Here is a 14,557-nt window from a genome sequence, read left to right as displayed (position 1 = left end):
TTCGTAGAATAGTGATTTTGTTGTGTCCGAGTGTACCTCAACAACTTTTACGACACATAGGGTCAGCCCATGACCGTTTTGTTATTTTTAGTCACCAGCCTTTCAGCTGCGATCGTTCTCGCCTGCCAGAACGCATTCGCGGGCAAGCCTAGCTCCTACGGTTCTATGTCGTTCACCGTTAAATGCGTACGACACGACCTGTAGGAGCGAGGCTTGCCCGCGATGCTTTTCAAGCCTGATCGTCAGAGCGCAAACAACTCCGCCGGCAGCTTCATCAGGCAATCGCTGCCCGCCTCGATGGCCGCCCGATGAGCGGCCGTACGCGGCAGCAAACGCTTGAAGTAAAACTCGCTGGTCGCCAGTTTGCCTTTGCAGTAATCGGCATCGACGCCGCTTGCATCCAACTGCACCTGAGCCACCAACGCCATACGTAGCCACAGGTAACCGAGGATGATGTAGCCGCTGTACATCAGGTAATCCACCGAGGCGGCACCGACTTCATCCGGATTTTTCATCGCGGCCATGCCGACCTTGGTGGTCAACTCGCCCCACTGCTGATTCAGACCATTGAGCTGCGCCACATAGTTGCCGAGTTGTGGATGTTCAGCGTTTGCCGCACAGAATTTATGGACAATTTTGGTGAAACCGCGCAGCAGTCTTCCCTGACTGCCAAGGACCTTGCGTCCAAGTAAGTCCAGCGCCTGAATGCCATTGGTGCCTTCATAGATCGGCGCGATCCGGCAGTCGCGAACCAGCTGCTCCATGCCCCACTCACGAATGAAACCGTGGCCGCCAAACACCTGCATGCCGAGGTTGGTCACCTCCAGCCCGGTGTCGGTCATGAAGGCTTTGCAGATCGGCGTCAGGAATGCCAATAGATCTTCGGCCTCCTGACGCGCCGTTTCATCCGGGCTCAGATGAGCGACGTCCAGCAACTGCGCGGTGAAATAAGTCAGCGCCCGGTTGCCTTCATTGAAGGCTTTCATGGTCAGTAACATCCTGCGCACATCGGGATGAACGATGATCGGGTCGGCGACTTTTTCCGGGGCTTTCGGACCGGTCAGCGAGCGCATTTGCAAGCGGTCGTTGGCGTACTTGATCGCGCCCTGGAAACTTGCCTCGCCCAGACACAGACCTTGCATGCCGGTACCGAGCCGCGCGTGGTTCATCATGGTGAACATGCAGTTCAGGCCCTTGTTCGGCTCACCGATCAAGAAGCCCTTCGCATCGTCGAAATTGAGCACACAGGTGGCCGAGGCCTTGATGCCCATTTTGTGTTCGATCGAACCGCAGGAAACACCATTGCGCTCGCCCGCCTCGCCCTCGACATTAGGTAGGAATTTAGGAACGATAAACAGCGAAATGCCCTTGGTACCGGCTGGCGCGTCTGGCAGTTTGGCCAGCACCAGATGAATGATGTTGTCACTCATGTCGTGCTCTCCGGCGGAGATGAAAATCTTGCTGCCGGAAATCGCGTAACTGCCGTCAGCCTTAGGTACGGCGCGGGTCTTGATGATGCCCAGATCGGTGCCGCAATGGGCTTCGGTCAGGCACATGGTGCCGGTCCATTGGCCAGCGGTGAGCTTGCTCAGGTAGGTTTGTTTCTGTTCTTCGGTGCCATGGGCGTGAATCGCCGACATCGCACCGTGAGTCAGGCCGGGGTACATGCCCCAGGAGGTATTGCTGGAACCGACCATCTCACTGATGACCAGCCCCAAAGAACTGGGTAAACCCTGGCCGCCGTAAGCCGGATCAGCCGCCAGACCATGCCAGCCGCCTTCCACGTACTGCGCGAAAGCCTGCTTGAAACCTGTAGGCGTTGTGACCACGCCGTTGTCGAAATGGCAGCCTTCCTCATCGCCGCTTCGGTTCAGCGGTGCGAGAACGTTCTCACAAAATTTCGCGCCTTCTTCAAGGATCGCATTGATCATGTCCGGGCTGGCATCGGTGGCGCCCAGCGCAGCGTAGTTGCTGTGAAAATCGAAGACGTGGTCGATCAGAAAGCGCATATCGCGCAGGGGAGCTTTGTAATCGGGCATGGTCATTTCTCCGGCAGCAGATTGCTCAAACCTACTGCCGCGCACTACGCCTCACAATCACAGTCCAGACGCTGAATGCGCCATCATCACTCAACCCGCAGCGGCGTCCATACGCACCGCGCCACGGCGGTTCTGACCGAAAGCCATCACACAGTTTCGCCCCGCGCCTTTGGCGCTGTAGAGCGCCTGGTCAGCGGATTTGAGCACTTCTTCCGGCGTGCGCTGCTCCAACCGCTCGGCGACACCGATGCTGACGGTGACCGATACACTCGAGGCGCCTGAACCCGCGCGGCGCTGGCGTCCCTGCTGGTCATCCTGAGGACGACTGTCCTGATTGCGCAGCTGGATATTGTAGGTGGCGATGGATTCGCGGATGACTTCCAGATGCGGCATGCACTCTTCGAGGGTTTTGCCTGCGAACACCAGAGCAAATTCTTCACCGCCGTAGCGATATGCCCTACCGCCCCCGCTGATTTTCGACAGCTTGCTGGCGACCAGTCGCAGCACCTGATCGCCGACATCGTGGCCGTGGGTGTCGTTGAATTTCTTGAAGTGGTCGACGTCGCCCATGGCCAGCACATAATTGCGCCCCAGCCGTTGCATGCGTTCGTTCAGGGCACGACGGCCCGGCAGACCGGTGAGTTCATCGCGGAACGCCATTTGATAGGCTTCATGGGCAACTGCAGCGGCAATCATCAACATCACCTGGCTGCACATGATGTTCAGGGTAAACGGCAGGATGAAGGTTTTCGGCAACATCCAGAACAATCCCAACAGACCGACCAATTGCGCGGCATGCAAGGGTCTTGGGTTGCGCCAGTATTGCCAGGCCAGTAACAGGAACGAGGCGATGAATACCGGGTAGGACAATTGGATCAGGCTCATCCAGGCACCATGCAGGGCTGGCCAGCGGATCTCCGAGAGCCACATCAACAGCGCCTGTGGGTAACTCTGTTCCAGCCCCAGCGCCACGCTGCCAAACGCCAGCAACACGGCGAAACGCGCCACCATGTCCTGAAACAGATGGGTGCGCTCCTGCCAGGCGGCGAACAAGCCGAAGAGTAATGGCAGCAACAGACAGCACAAATGGAAGACTACAGCGGCGTCTTCACGGACTTTGCCGTTGTCCCGGTAATAGTCGGTCTGGGTGTCGAGCAGGAAGTAGGCGATGTACACCGTGACCATCAGAAACAGTTCACGCTGACGTCGATAAACCGCGCAATACGCCCCGCCGAGCAACAGCACCAATGTCGGCAGCACGTTGAACAGCGAGGTGAAGAAGACGTTGAGATCCTTGACGTAGGCAGCTGCAAGCCCCGCCAGCAACAACAGCAGCGATGGCAAAAAATGACTGAAACGTAAAGCGGAAGAACGCAGCAAGGGTAAAGCTCCGACCCGTCAAACAAAGATGGCGTTGTGCCTGCAACTTGAGCAGCTAAGCACATGCAATGTGACGTATGTCACATCGCCATCCTCTTTAACGGCAGCAATGGCGTTCTTCTTAGCGTTTTAGTCAGGAATTTTTACAGGCGCAGCCCGTTTGCGTCAGGCACAAAAAAACCGCTGCTCCCGAGGGAGCAGCGGCTTTGTGAAGAGACAGCGTAGGACTTAGTAACCCAGCGCGAAGTCTTCTTCTTTCATGTCCATCAAGTTGTTGGCGCCCGACAGCATGGTTGCAACGTGAGTGCGGGTACGCGGCAGAATGCGCTGGAAGTAGAAGCGCGCAGTTTGCAGCTTGGCGGTGTAGAACGCCTCTTCGGTAGTGCCGGCGGCCAGTTTCTCGGCAGCCAGACGCGCCATGTCAGCCCAGAAGTAGGCGAGGCAGGCGTAACCGGAATACATAAGGTAGTCCACCGACGCGGCGCCAACTTCTTCGCGGTCTTTCATGGCAGCCATACCGACCTTCATGGTCAGCTCGCCCCACTCCTTGTTCAGCGCAGCCAGTGGCTCGACGAACTCTTTGACCGCGTCGTTGCCTTCGTTGGTCTGGCAGAACTTGTGGACGATCTTGGTGAAGCCTTTGAGCGCTTCGCCTTGAGTCATCAGCACTTTACGGCCCAGCAGGTCGAGTGCCTGAATACCGGTGGTGCCTTCGTACAGCATTGAAATGCGGCTGTCGCGAACGTTCTGCTCCATGCCCCACTCGGCGATGAAGCCGTGGCCGCCGTAGATTTGTACGCCGTGGTTAGCGGATTCGAAACCGACTTCAGTCATGAAGGCTTTGGCGATCGGAGTCATGAAAGCCAGCAGTGCGTCGGCTTTCTTCTTCTCTTCTTCATCGACGCCGTACTTGACGATGTCGACTTGCTTGGCGGTGAAGTAAACCATCGCACGGTTGCCTTCGGCGAACGCCTTCATGGTCAACAGCATGCGACGTACGTCAGGGTGAACGATGATCGGGTCAGCGGCTTTGTCCGGCGCTTTCGGGCCAGTCAGGGAGCGCATTTGCAGACGATCGCGAGCGTATTTCAGACCGCCCTGGAAACCGATTTCGGCATGCGCCAGACCTTGCAGCGCGGTACCCAGACGGGCGGTGTTCATGAAGGTGAACATGCAGTTCAGGCCTTTGTTCGCCGGGCCGATCAGGTAACCGGTGGCCGCGTCGAAGTTCATCACGCACGTGGCGTTACCGTGGATGCCCATCTTGTGTTCCAGGGAACCGCAGGTCACGGCATTGCGTGCGCCAATCGAACCGTCTGCGTTCGGCAGGAACTTCGGAACGATGAACAGGGAAATGCCTTTGGTGCCGGCCGGTGCATCCGGCAGACGTGCCAGAACGATGTGAACGATGTTGTCGGCCATGTCGTGTTCGCCGGCCGAGATGAAGATCTTGGTACCGGACACTTTGTAGGAACCGTCGGCCTGAGGCTCGGCTTTGGTGCGTAGCATGCCCAGGTCAGTGCCGCAGTGCGGTTCAGTCAGGCACATGGTGCCGGTCCATTCGCCGGAAACCAGTTTGGTCAGGTAAGCCTCTTGCTGCTCAGGCGTACCGTGTTCGGAGATGGTGTTCATCGCGCCATGGGACAGGCCTGGGTACATGCCCCACGACCAGTTGGCTTCGCCAACCATTTCGCTGACAGCCAGACCCAGGGACTCTGGCAGGCCTTGACCGCCATGCTCGACGTCGTGAGCCAGGCTTGGCCAGCCACCTTCGACGAATTGCTTGTAGGCTTCTTTGAAACCCGTCGGGGTTTTAACGCCGGACTCGCTCCAGGTGCAGCCTTCGGTGTCACCCACGCGGTTCAGCGGAGCCAGTACCTGCTCACAAAACTTGGCGCCTTCTTCGAGAATGGCGTCAACCATGTCCGGAGTTGCGTCTGCACAAGCCGGAAGGCTCTGATAGTGCGCTTCGTAGCCGAGCAGTTCGTCACGAACGAAGCGAATATCACGCAAGGGGGCCTTGTAGTCAGGCATAGCGATAAACCTCTGCTGATGTAACCGGGAATGAACGACCGTGTTGATTTGTTGTGACGGTCAAACAGTTGTTTGAAACATACGTTTACGCCCAATTCTTGTCAAGCGCCGATCTTTTGCCGTTCGTCATCGCGTCAACAAAAACTCGGCCACGCAGTTGCACACCGCCGTTGACTGAGCAACACGCCATGTAGGAGAGATTAGTTGAGGCAGAAGGACTTACGCAGAAAAACGCCGCGAACAGGCGCGGCGTTGGAGTAGCGGATTCAGCGAGGATTCAGGCAAATGTATCGATCAGCGTACCGAGCATTTCATCGGATGCCTTGGCGACTTTGACGCCCAGTTCCACCTGGAATTTTCCCTGAGACATCTCGACCATATTGCTGGCCAAGTCCGATTGCTGGCTGCGGTCTACCGAACGCAGGCGATCAACCTGAATCTCGGAGGATTGACTGGTGACCGAACGCTCGATGGTGTTGTTGGCGATCTGACCCGAAGCCTGATCGACGCGGTTCTGCCCGGTCTGAATAGTGCTCAGACCGGCATAAAAAGCGGTGTTTCCTGAGATTTCCATGGGAGAACTCGTCCTGCAAAGGATCAACAGCGGCCATTGAACCAGACACGCCGACAAAAGGCCCGACAAAAACACTAATGGCACAGTGCCTTGCCATAGGTAAAACCAGGAAGTCTCAGTCCAGCAAGTCCAACTGCAAATGCGCGGCCACCGCGTCGGCGGTCACCGACTTGAGTTTTGGCACTCGCCCCAGGCATGGCGCGGGGATGCGCTCGGCCAATGTCGCGAGGTTCTCTTCAAGGCGCGAGGTCTTCGGATCGATGATGTTGGCCACCCATCCTGCCAACTGCAAACCATCCCGGGCGATCGCCTCGGCTGTCAGCAGCGCGTGATTGATGCAACCCAGCCGTACACCAACCACCAGGATCACCGGCAGACCCAGCGCCATGGCCAGGTCCGACAGATTGTCCTGATCTGCCAACGGCACGCGCCAGCCGCCAGCGCCTTCGATCAAGGTGAAGTCCGCCTGCATATCGAGAATCTGCCGCATCGGTGTCAACAGCGATTGCACGGTCAATGCCACGCCAGCCTCTCGCGCCGCCAGATGCGGTGCAATCGCCGGTTCGAACGCGACCGGATTGACCTGATCGTAGGTCAACGGAATCGAGCACTCGGCAAACAGTGCCAGCGCATCGGCGTTGCGCAACCCCTTGGGCGTCAGCTCGCAGCCCGAGGCCACCGGTTTGCCCGCTGCCGTGCTCAAGCCCGCCAACCGCGCAGCATGCAGCAACCCTGCGGCGACGGTGGTCTTGCCGACATCGGTGTCCGTACCGGTGATGAAATAGGCTGCGCTCATAAGGGTTTCTCCAACACGGCGTAAACCACTTGATAAGTCGCCGGCAATCCCTGTGCCTGACGATACTGCTCGTAAGCCTCGATCAGGCCGAGGATCCGCGCCCTGCCGGTCAAACCGCCCGGCCGACCTGGGTTCAAATTGTGCGCCCCAAGCGCCTTCAGCTCATGGGTCAGGCTGCGGACATCGGGGTAATGCAGCACATGTGGCTGCGTTTCGAGGCTGATGACCCTCAAGCCACTTTGCGCGCAAAGCTGTTGATAAACACTGAACTCGCGGAAGCGGTTGACGTGCACCATGCCATCCACCTGACGCCAGCTGTCACGCAATTCGTACAGCGTGCCTACACACAGACTAGCAAACGAGAAGATTCCGCCCGGTTTCAGTACCCGATACGCTTCATCAAGCACCGAGGCGAAATCCGCGCACCATTGCACCGCGAGGCTGGAGAAGACCAGATCGCAGGTCGAGTCCTGCAACGGCAAGCGCTCGGCATCGCCCGCGATGAAATGGGTCGCGCCGCCCAAGGGACGAGCGTGATTGAGCATGCCTTCTGCGATGTCCAGCGCCACGCCGGCACTCGCAGGAAACTTCTGCGCCAAGGCTCGGCTGAAATACCCGGTGCCGCAGCCCATATCCAGCCAGCGAGCAGGGACAAAATCTTCCGGTAACCGACGTAATAACTCGCTGCCCACATCGCGCTGCAATTCGGCCACGCTGTCGTAGCTCGCCGCCGCACGGGAAAAGGATGCCGCCACTTGGCGTTTGTCGGGCAAACCGCCGGGCAGGTTGGGAAGGGATAAATCAGTCATCACCGAACTCATGCAAAAAGGCCTGAATCGCCCCCGCCACACCGTGAGGGTCTTCCAGAAGAAACGCGTGACTGGCCTGTTCAATCAGACCGATTTCGACATCCGGCAGCAGCGCCAGCAAATCCCCCGCCGCTTCGGCCGGGACCAGCCCGTCGAGGCCGCCAAACAAATGCAATTGCGGCCCGCGAAACGCTTGCAACGCTTGCCGAGTATCCAGTTGGGCCAGTAATTCCAGGCCGCTCATCAGCACCGGCGAAGACGTATGCGGTGCGCCAGCGAGCAACAGTCGCGACATTCCGCGCGGGTCTTCGGCACCTTGGGCGCACAGCAGCGAAAAACGTTTCAACGTCATGCGCGAGTCAGCCTTGCAGCCGGCCAGAAACGCATCGAAGGTTTCGCCGGGCATCGCGCTTAACCATTGTTCATGGGCGACAAAGGAAGGGTTGCTCGCCAGGGTCACCAAGCCGCAGCAGCGGTCACCGCGTCGTGCCGCCAACTCGGACGCCAGCATGCCACCCAATGACCAGCCACCGAGCCAGGCATCCTGTGGCAACGTCGAGTCCAACTCATCGAGCCATTCTTCAAGGTCGCTCGACTCCAGTTCCGGCAACGGCTCGATCTCGACACGCAGGTGCTCATCCAAACCCTGCAACGCCGCCGCCAAGGGTTCCAGCGGCGAAATCCCGAGCCCCCAGCCCGGCAGCAGAATCAGACGATCACGCATGGCTTGGCTCCGGTCCCAGTTGTTGAAAACAATCGGCCAGTCCATTTAACAATAGCTGTACCTGCGCCTCGCTGTGAGCGGCGGTGAGGGTTACGCGCAAACGTGCGCTGCCCGCGGGCACAGTCGGTGGACGAATCGCAGTCACCATCAGCCCGCATTCGCGCAACATCTGCGACAGTCGAACTGCGCGCCCGGCATCGCCAATCATGATCGGCTGGATCGGCGTGAAGCTGTCCATCAACTCCAGGCCAATCTGTTCGGCGCCATGGCGGAACTGACGAATCAGCGTCTGCAGATGTTCACGTCGCCAGTGTTCGCTGCGCAACAGCTCCAGGCTTTTCAGCGTCGCGCAGGCCAGCGCCGGCGGTTGGCTGGTGGTGTAGATGTAAGGGCGAGCGAACTGGATCAGGCTTTCGATCAGCTCTTCGCTGCCAGCGACAAAAGCACCGGCCGTACCGAAAGCCTTGCCAAGGGTGCCGACCAACACCGGCACGTCTTCCTGACTCAGACCGAAATGCTCGACGATCCCGCCGCCATTGGTACCCAGCGGACCAAAACCGTGCGCGTCATCGACCATCAGCCAGGCGCCTTTGGCCTTGGCTTCCCGCGCCAGCGCCGGCAGATCGGCGACGTCACCGTCCATGCTGAACACGCCGTCGGTGACCACCAGCGTATTGCCGGTGGCCTTCTCCAGGCGCTTGGCCAGACTGGCCGCATCGTTATGCAGATAACGATTGAAACGCGCACCGGACAACAACCCTGCATCCAGCAACGACGCATGATTAAGCCGGTCTTCCAGGACCGTATCGCCCTGCCCGATCAATGCAGTGACCGCGCCGAGGTTGGCCATGTAACCGGTGGTGAACAGCAACGCTCGCGGGCGACCGGTGAACTCGGCGAGGGCTTCTTCCAGTGCGTGATGCGGGCCGCTGTGACCAATCACCAAATGCGAAGCACCACCGCCCACGCCCCAACGCGACGCGCCGGCGCGCCAGGCTTCGATCACTTGCGGATGATTGGCCAGGCCCAGGTAATCGTTGTTACAGAAGGCCAGCAACGGCTGACCATCGACCACCACTTCCGGCCCCTGAGGGCTTTCGAGCAGCGGACGCTGGCGATAAAGGTTTTCGGCACGACGGGCAGCAAGGCGTGCGGCGAGATCGAAAGACATGCAGGCCTCGACGGTCATTTGACAATCTGATGCAGGAACAATGGACTTGGCTGCAAACCGAGTCGCGGCCATCGCGGGCAAGCCACGCTCCCACAGGTTCTACGCAGTTCCTTGTGGGAGCGAGCCTGCTCGCGATGAGGCCATGACATCCAACATCTGTGTTGAATATCTAATGGCTATCGCGAGCAGGCTCGCTCCCACAGGGTTTTGCATTCCTTCAGAGGAATCGGTGAAGGTTTCAGACAGCCGCGTTATAGAACATCTCGCTGCTCTTCTGCTCCACCAGCGCCTGCTCGATGGCGGCCTGATGCACTTCGTCGGCGTGCTCTTCGCGGGCTTCCGGCAGGATGCCCAGACGCGAGAACAATTGCATGTCCTTGTCCGCCTGCGGGTTGGCGGTGGTCAGCAGTTTTTCGCCGTAGAAAATCGAGTTGGCGCCGGCAAAGAACGCCAGGGCCTGCATCTGCTCGTTCATCGCTTCACGGCCGGCGGACAGACGCACGTGGGATTTTGGCATCAGGATGCGAGCGACAGCGAGCATGCGGATGAAGTCGAACGGGTCGACGTCGTCGGCATTTTCCAGCGGGGTACCGGCGACTTTCACCAGCATGTTGATCGGTACCGACTCTGGATGCTCAGGCAGGTTAGCCAACTGGATCAGCAGGTTGGCGCGGTCGTCGAGGGACTCGCCCATGCCGAGAATGCCGCCGGAGCAGATCTTCATTCCCGAATCACGCACGTAAGCCAGGGTTTGCAGGCGCTCGCTGTACGTACGGGTGGTGATGATGCTGCCGTAGAACTCCGGCGACGTGTCGAGGTTGTGGTTGTAGTAATCCAGGCCGGCTTCGGCCAGGGCGACGGTCTGGTCTTGATCGAGACGACCGAGGGTCATGCAGGTTTCCAGGCCCATGGCTTTCACGCCTTTGACCATTTCCAGCACGTAAGGCATGTCTTTGGCCGACGGGTGTTTCCACGCGGCGCCCATGCAGAAACGGGTCGAACCGATGGCCTTGGCGCGCGCGGCCTCTTCGAGGACCTTCTGCACTTCCATCAGTTTTTCTTTTTCCAGGCCAGTGTTGTAATGGCCGGACTGCGGACAATATTTGCAATCTTCAGGGCATGCACCGGTCTTGATCGACAGCAGCGTCGAAACCTGGACACGGTTGGCGTCGAAATGCGCGCGGTGCACCGTTTGCGCCTGGAACAGCAGGTCGTTGAATGGCTGAACGAAGAGTGCTTTGACTTCGGCCAAAGACCAGTCATGACGCAGAGTTGCAGTGGTGCTGGCGCTCATGGGCGTTTCCTTGTTTTATGCATGGCTTGCGGCTGGGGAATGGAATACCCACAGACGCGACACGGATGTTCGGCATATTTAAGGAAGAGCGATGCGCTGTCAACCACGATACGAAGGACCGGTTTACATCTGGTTAAAAAACAAACAGACCTGTTTGCTCTGTGCAGAAGCCGCAGACGACACCACGCCTATCTGCACGGCCTGCGAAACCGAGTTGCCCTGGCTGGGCGAGCACTGCCAAACCTGCGCCCTGCCCTTGCCTGCCACGGGCCTGACCTGCGGCCAATGCCTGAAACAACCGCCAGCCTTTGAGCGAGTCGCCGCGCCCTGGACTTACAGCTTTCCGGTCGACAGTTTGATCACCCGCTTCAAGTACAGCGCGAAGTGGCCGTTTGGCCGCCTGCTCGCCGAACTTCTCGCTCAGTTTCTGCAACATCGCTTCGATGAAGACCTGGATCGGCCCGATGCGCTGATACCTGTACCGCTGGCCGCCAAACGTCTGCGCCAGCGGGGGTTCAACCAGGCGGCAATGCTCGCCCGCTGGCTCAGCGTTAGCCTCGACATTCCTTGCGATGAAACGCTGTTGCTGAGGATTCAGGACACTAGCGCGCAACAAGAGCTGAATGCCGACGCCCGTAAAAAGAATCTGCGTCACGCCTTTGCCCTGGTGCCCACTGCCTCGATCAAGGGTCGCCACTTCGCATTGGTCGACGACGTGCTGACCACCGGCGCCACCGCCCAGGCCCTGGCTCGCCTGTTGATGGAGGCGGGGGCCGCGCGGGTCGATGTCTACTGCCTGGCCCGTACCCCAAAACCTGGCGATGGGGACTGACTTGACTCCCGCACCTCAAGCCGCCAACGTCCTGTCCATCGTCACAGCCCAAAGCGTCTCGCCATGTCCTTGCCTACGTTGTTGTCCCAGCACATTGCTCGTCGCCCGCAACGCATCGCGTTGCTGCAACACATCGCCGAACAAGGCTCGATCACCCGCGCTGCGAAAAGCGCCGGCCTGAGCTACAAAGCGGCGTGGGACGCCATCGACGAGTTGAACAACCTCGCGCAGAAACCGCTGGTGGAGCGTAGCGTCGGCGGCAAGGGCGGTGGCGGCGCCAAACTGTCCAGCGAAGGTGAACGGGTGTTGCGCCTGTATCAAAAACTGCAAGCCTTGCAGACTCAGGTGCTGGAAGCCGCCGAAGAGGCCAGTGACCTGGACCTGCTCGGTCGCCTGATGCTCAGAACCAGCGCGCGCAACCAACTGCACGGCAAGGTCGTGGCGATCGATGCACAAGGACGCAACGACCGCATCCGTCTTGAACTGGCTGAAGGTTTGCGGATCGATGCGCAGATCACCCACGACAGCACTCTGCGCCTGGAACTGCAGACCGGCACCGAAGTAGTGGCGCTGATCAAGGCCGGTTGGCTGGAACTGCTGGGCATCGATCAAACCGCGACGCCCGGCAACAATTGCCTGAAGGGCATCATCGAAGAAATCCTTGACGCCGACGACGGCCCGAGCGAAGTGCGCATCGGCCTGCCCAATGGCCAGACACTTTGCGCCCTGGTCGAGCAGCGGCACTTGAAAACCCTCGAACTCACCGCCGGAAAACCGGTGTTGGTGCAATTCGCGCCATCCAACATTCTGCTGGGCACTCCGCTGTAGGAGCTGCCGAAGGCTGCGATCTTTTGATCCTGAATTTAAGATCAAAAGATCGCAGCCTTCGGCAGCTCCTACGAAGATCAAAGCATCGGCTGCAACAAAAGCTTCATCGACCACCATTAAGGTGGCTGCAAAAACCCGCAGGGAGCCTGATGTGAGCTTATTAGAAGACAACCAACCCACCGACCTCGAAAAAATGGTCGGCCTCAGCCGTCGTGGCTTCATCAGCGCGGGCGCCCTCTGCGGTGCGGCGATGTTTCTCGGTGGCAACCTGCTGAGTCGCAGCGTGCTGGCCGCCAGCGTCAGCGCCGGTTCCAGCAACCTGTTGGGTTTTGACAGCATCGCCGCCGCCACGACCGACACCATTACCTTGCCGCCGGGCTACAAATCCTCGGTATTGATCAGCTGGGGCCAGCCGCTGCAAAAGAATGGTCCGGCGTTCGACCCGAGCGGCAACGGCACGGCCCAGGCGCAGGAAGTCCAGTTCGGCGACAACAACGACGGCATGAGCCTGTTCGAATTTCCCGGTGAAAAAGACCGGGCGCTGATGGCGATCAACAATGAATACACCAACTACCGCTACCTCTACCCCCACGGTGGTATGCCGCAATCGGCGGAAGATGTGCGCAAGGCCCTGGCTTGCGAAGGTGTGTCGGTCATCGAAGTGCAGCGCAAGAATGGCCAGTGGCAGTTCGTCCAAGGCTCGCGCTACAACCGCCGCATTCACGGCAACTCACCATTGAGCCTGAGCGGTCCGGCGGCCGGTCACGAGCTGATGAAAACCAGCGCCGACAAACACGGCAAGAAAGTTCTCGGTACTTTCCAGAACTGCGCCAACGGCAAGACGCCGTGGGGCACTTATCTGACCTGCGAAGAAAACTTCACCGACTGCTTCGGCAGCAGCAATGCCGAGCAGAAGTTCGACGCTGCGCAGAAACGCTACGGTGCAGTGGCGGCCAGTAAGGAGATCAACTGGCACCAGCACGATCCGCGCTTCGACTTGGCGAAAAACCCCAACGAACTCAATCGTCACGGCTGGGTAGTGGAAATCGACCCCTTCGATCCGCAATCGACGCCGGTCAAACGCACCGCGCTGGGCCGCTTCAAACATGAAAACGCCGCCCTGGCCGAAACCAATGACGGTCGCGCCGTGGTGTACATGGGCGACGACGAACGTGGCGAGTTCATCTATAAATTCGTCAGCCGCGACAAGATCAACCACAAAAACCCCAAGGCCAACCGCGACCTGCTGGATCACGGCACCTTGTACGTGGCGCGTTTCGACGCGGGCGACGGCAACGCCGATCACCCGAAAGGCCAGGGCCAGTGGATCGAACTGACCCATGGCAAGAACGGCATTGATGCCAGCAGCGGTTTTGCCGATCAGGCCGAAGTGCTGATTCATGCACGCCTCGCGGCCAGCGTGGTGAACGCCACGCGTATGGACCGTCCGGAATGGATCGTCGTCAGCCCCAAGGATGGCCAGGTCTATTGCACCCTGACCAACAACGCCAAACGCGGCGAAGAAGGCCAACCGGTGGACGGGCCGAACCCGCGCGCGAAGAACGTCTACGGGCAGATCCTGCGCTGGCGTACCGACCGCGATGATCACGGCTCGAAAAGCTTTGCCTGGGACCTGTTTGTGGTCGCCGGCAATCCGAGCGTCCACGCCAGCACGCCGAAGGCCGGCTCGTCGAACATCACCCCGCAGAACATGTTCAACAGCCCGGATGGCCTGGGCTTCGACGAGGCCGGTCGCCTGTGGATCCTCACGGACGGCGATTCGAGCAACGCAGGCGACTTCGCGGGCATGGGCAATAACCAGATGCTCTGTGCCGACCCGGTGACCGGCGAGATCCGCCGCTTCATGGTCGGCCCGGTGGGCTGCGAGGTGACGGGGATCAGCTTCTCGCCGGATCAGAAGACCCTGTTTGTCGGGATTCAGCATCCGGGGGAAAACGGTGGGTCGACGTTCCCTGAGCACTTGCCCAACGGCAAACCGCGGTCTTCGGTGATGGCGATTTCCCGCGAGGATGGCGGGATCGTCGGCGCCTGATAGGCCCTCTTCGCGGGCAAGCC

General features: G+C 59.4%; 12 protein-coding genes. 3 read left to right on the top strand and 9 right to left on the bottom strand.

The window, feature by feature from the left end:
- Nucleotides 1-242: 242 nt before the first annotated feature.
- From ABH909_RS06235 to bioB, 9 genes are all read right to left on the bottom strand, one after another.
- Nucleotides 243-2,039, bottom strand: coding sequence for an acyl-CoA dehydrogenase C-terminal domain-containing protein (locus tag ABH909_RS06235; protein WP_429431302.1), 1,797 nt, complete (start codon nucleotides 2,037-2,039; stop codon nucleotides 243-245).
- 90 nt (nucleotides 2,040-2,129) lie between these two features.
- On the bottom strand, nucleotides 2,130-3,419 hold the full coding sequence (locus tag ABH909_RS06230; RefSeq protein ID WP_429431300.1) for a GGDEF domain-containing protein: 1,290 nt from the start codon (nucleotides 3,417-3,419) through the stop codon (nucleotides 2,130-2,132).
- Between the two features lie 228 nt (nucleotides 3,420-3,647).
- Nucleotides 3,648-5,453 carry a phenylacyl-CoA dehydrogenase gene (locus tag ABH909_RS06225; protein ID WP_095630857.1) on the bottom strand — a complete coding sequence of 602 codons (1,806 nt, stop codon included), beginning with the start codon at nucleotides 5,451-5,453 and terminating at the stop codon, nucleotides 3,648-3,650.
- Between the two features lie 277 nt (nucleotides 5,454-5,730).
- Entirely contained in the window at nucleotides 5,731-6,027 is a 297-nt protein-coding gene (locus ABH909_RS06220; RefSeq protein ID WP_030129975.1) for a hypothetical protein, read from the bottom strand.
- A gap of 115 nt (nucleotides 6,028-6,142) precedes the next feature.
- Nucleotides 6,143-6,823 carry a dethiobiotin synthase gene (gene bioD, locus ABH909_RS06215; RefSeq protein WP_063342337.1) on the bottom strand — a complete coding sequence of 227 codons (681 nt, stop codon included), beginning with the start codon at nucleotides 6,821-6,823 and terminating at the stop codon, nucleotides 6,143-6,145.
- The gene (gene bioC / locus ABH909_RS06210) at nucleotides 6,820-7,632 is read right to left on the bottom strand and encodes a malonyl-ACP O-methyltransferase BioC (protein ID WP_429431298.1); all 813 of its coding nucleotides are present in this window, start codon (nucleotides 7,630-7,632) and stop codon (nucleotides 6,820-6,822) included. Before bioC ends, bioD begins: the two co-directional genes overlap by 4 nt.
- The gene (locus ABH909_RS06205; protein WP_429431296.1) at nucleotides 7,625-8,356 is read right to left on the bottom strand and encodes an alpha/beta fold hydrolase; all 732 of its coding nucleotides are present in this window, start codon (nucleotides 8,354-8,356) and stop codon (nucleotides 7,625-7,627) included. The genes bioC and ABH909_RS06205 overlap by 8 nt, the downstream gene beginning before the upstream one ends.
- Nucleotides 8,349-9,527 carry an 8-amino-7-oxononanoate synthase gene (bioF, locus tag ABH909_RS06200; RefSeq protein WP_429431294.1) on the bottom strand — a complete coding sequence of 393 codons (1,179 nt, stop codon included), beginning with the start codon at nucleotides 9,525-9,527 and terminating at the stop codon, nucleotides 8,349-8,351. The genes ABH909_RS06205 and bioF overlap by 8 nt, the downstream gene beginning before the upstream one ends.
- Nucleotides 9,528-9,765: 238 nt before the next feature.
- Nucleotides 9,766-10,821, bottom strand: coding sequence for a biotin synthase BioB (gene bioB / locus ABH909_RS06195; protein ID WP_007904183.1), 1,056 nt, complete (start codon nucleotides 10,819-10,821; stop codon nucleotides 9,766-9,768).
- Nucleotides 10,822-10,912: 91 nt separating this feature from the next.
- Here bioB and ABH909_RS06190 point away from each other — a divergent pair, with 91 nt between their 5' ends.
- From ABH909_RS06190 to ABH909_RS06180, 3 genes are all read left to right on the top strand, one after another.
- Nucleotides 10,913-11,653: a ComF family protein gene (locus tag ABH909_RS06190; protein ID WP_429431292.1), complete on the top strand. Its 741-nt coding sequence runs from the start codon at nucleotides 10,913-10,915 to the stop codon at nucleotides 11,651-11,653.
- Between the two features lie 63 nt (nucleotides 11,654-11,716).
- Nucleotides 11,717-12,481: a TOBE domain-containing protein gene (locus tag ABH909_RS06185; protein WP_429431290.1), complete on the top strand. Its 765-nt coding sequence runs from the start codon at nucleotides 11,717-11,719 to the stop codon at nucleotides 12,479-12,481.
- A gap of 151 nt (nucleotides 12,482-12,632) precedes the next feature.
- Nucleotides 12,633-14,534 carry a PhoX family protein gene (locus tag ABH909_RS06180; protein WP_429431288.1) on the top strand — a complete coding sequence of 634 codons (1,902 nt, stop codon included), beginning with the start codon at nucleotides 12,633-12,635 and terminating at the stop codon, nucleotides 14,532-14,534.
- Nucleotides 14,535-14,557 lie beyond the last annotated feature (23 nt).

It is taken from the genome of Pseudomonas sp. BS3782 TE3695, assembly GCF_050435305.1.
Classification (GTDB): Bacteria; Pseudomonadota; Gammaproteobacteria; order Pseudomonadales; family Pseudomonadaceae; genus Aquipseudomonas.
Note: the sequence above shows the minus strand (reverse complement) of the source record. Positions and strands in the feature narration are given on the sequence as shown.

Excerpts from the sequence above, each read along its gene's own strand:
- ABH909_RS06235 (WP_429431302.1), bottom strand. The coding sequence starts at position 2,039 with ATGCCCGATTACAAAGCTCCCCTGCGCGATATGCGCTTTCTGATCGAC.
- ABH909_RS06225 (WP_095630857.1), bottom strand. The coding sequence starts at position 5,453 with ATGCCTGACTACAAGGCCCCCTTGCGTGATATTCGCTTCGTTCGTGAC.
- ABH909_RS06220 (WP_030129975.1), bottom strand. The coding sequence starts at position 6,027 with ATGGAAATCTCAGGAAACACCGCTTTTTATGCCGGTCTGAGCACTATT.
- bioD (WP_063342337.1), bottom strand. The coding sequence starts at position 6,823 with ATGAGCGCAGCCTATTTCATCACCGGTACGGACACCGATGTCGGCAAG.
- bioC (WP_429431298.1), bottom strand. The coding sequence starts at position 7,632 with ATGACTGATTTATCCCTTCCCAACCTGCCCGGCGGTTTGCCCGACAAA.
- ABH909_RS06205 (WP_429431296.1), bottom strand. The coding sequence starts at position 8,356 with ATGCGTGATCGTCTGATTCTGCTGCCGGGCTGGGGGCTCGGGATTTCG.
- bioF (WP_429431294.1), bottom strand. The coding sequence starts at position 9,527 with ATGTCTTTCGATCTCGCCGCACGCCTTGCTGCCCGTCGTGCCGAAAAC.
- bioB (WP_007904183.1), bottom strand. The coding sequence starts at position 10,821 with ATGAGCGCCAGCACCACTGCAACTCTGCGTCATGACTGGTCTTTGGCC.
- ABH909_RS06190 (WP_429431292.1), top strand. The coding sequence starts at position 10,913 with ATGCGCTGTCAACCACGATACGAAGGACCGGTTTACATCTGGTTAAAA.
- ABH909_RS06185 (WP_429431290.1), top strand. The coding sequence starts at position 11,717 with ATGTCCTTGCCTACGTTGTTGTCCCAGCACATTGCTCGTCGCCCGCAA.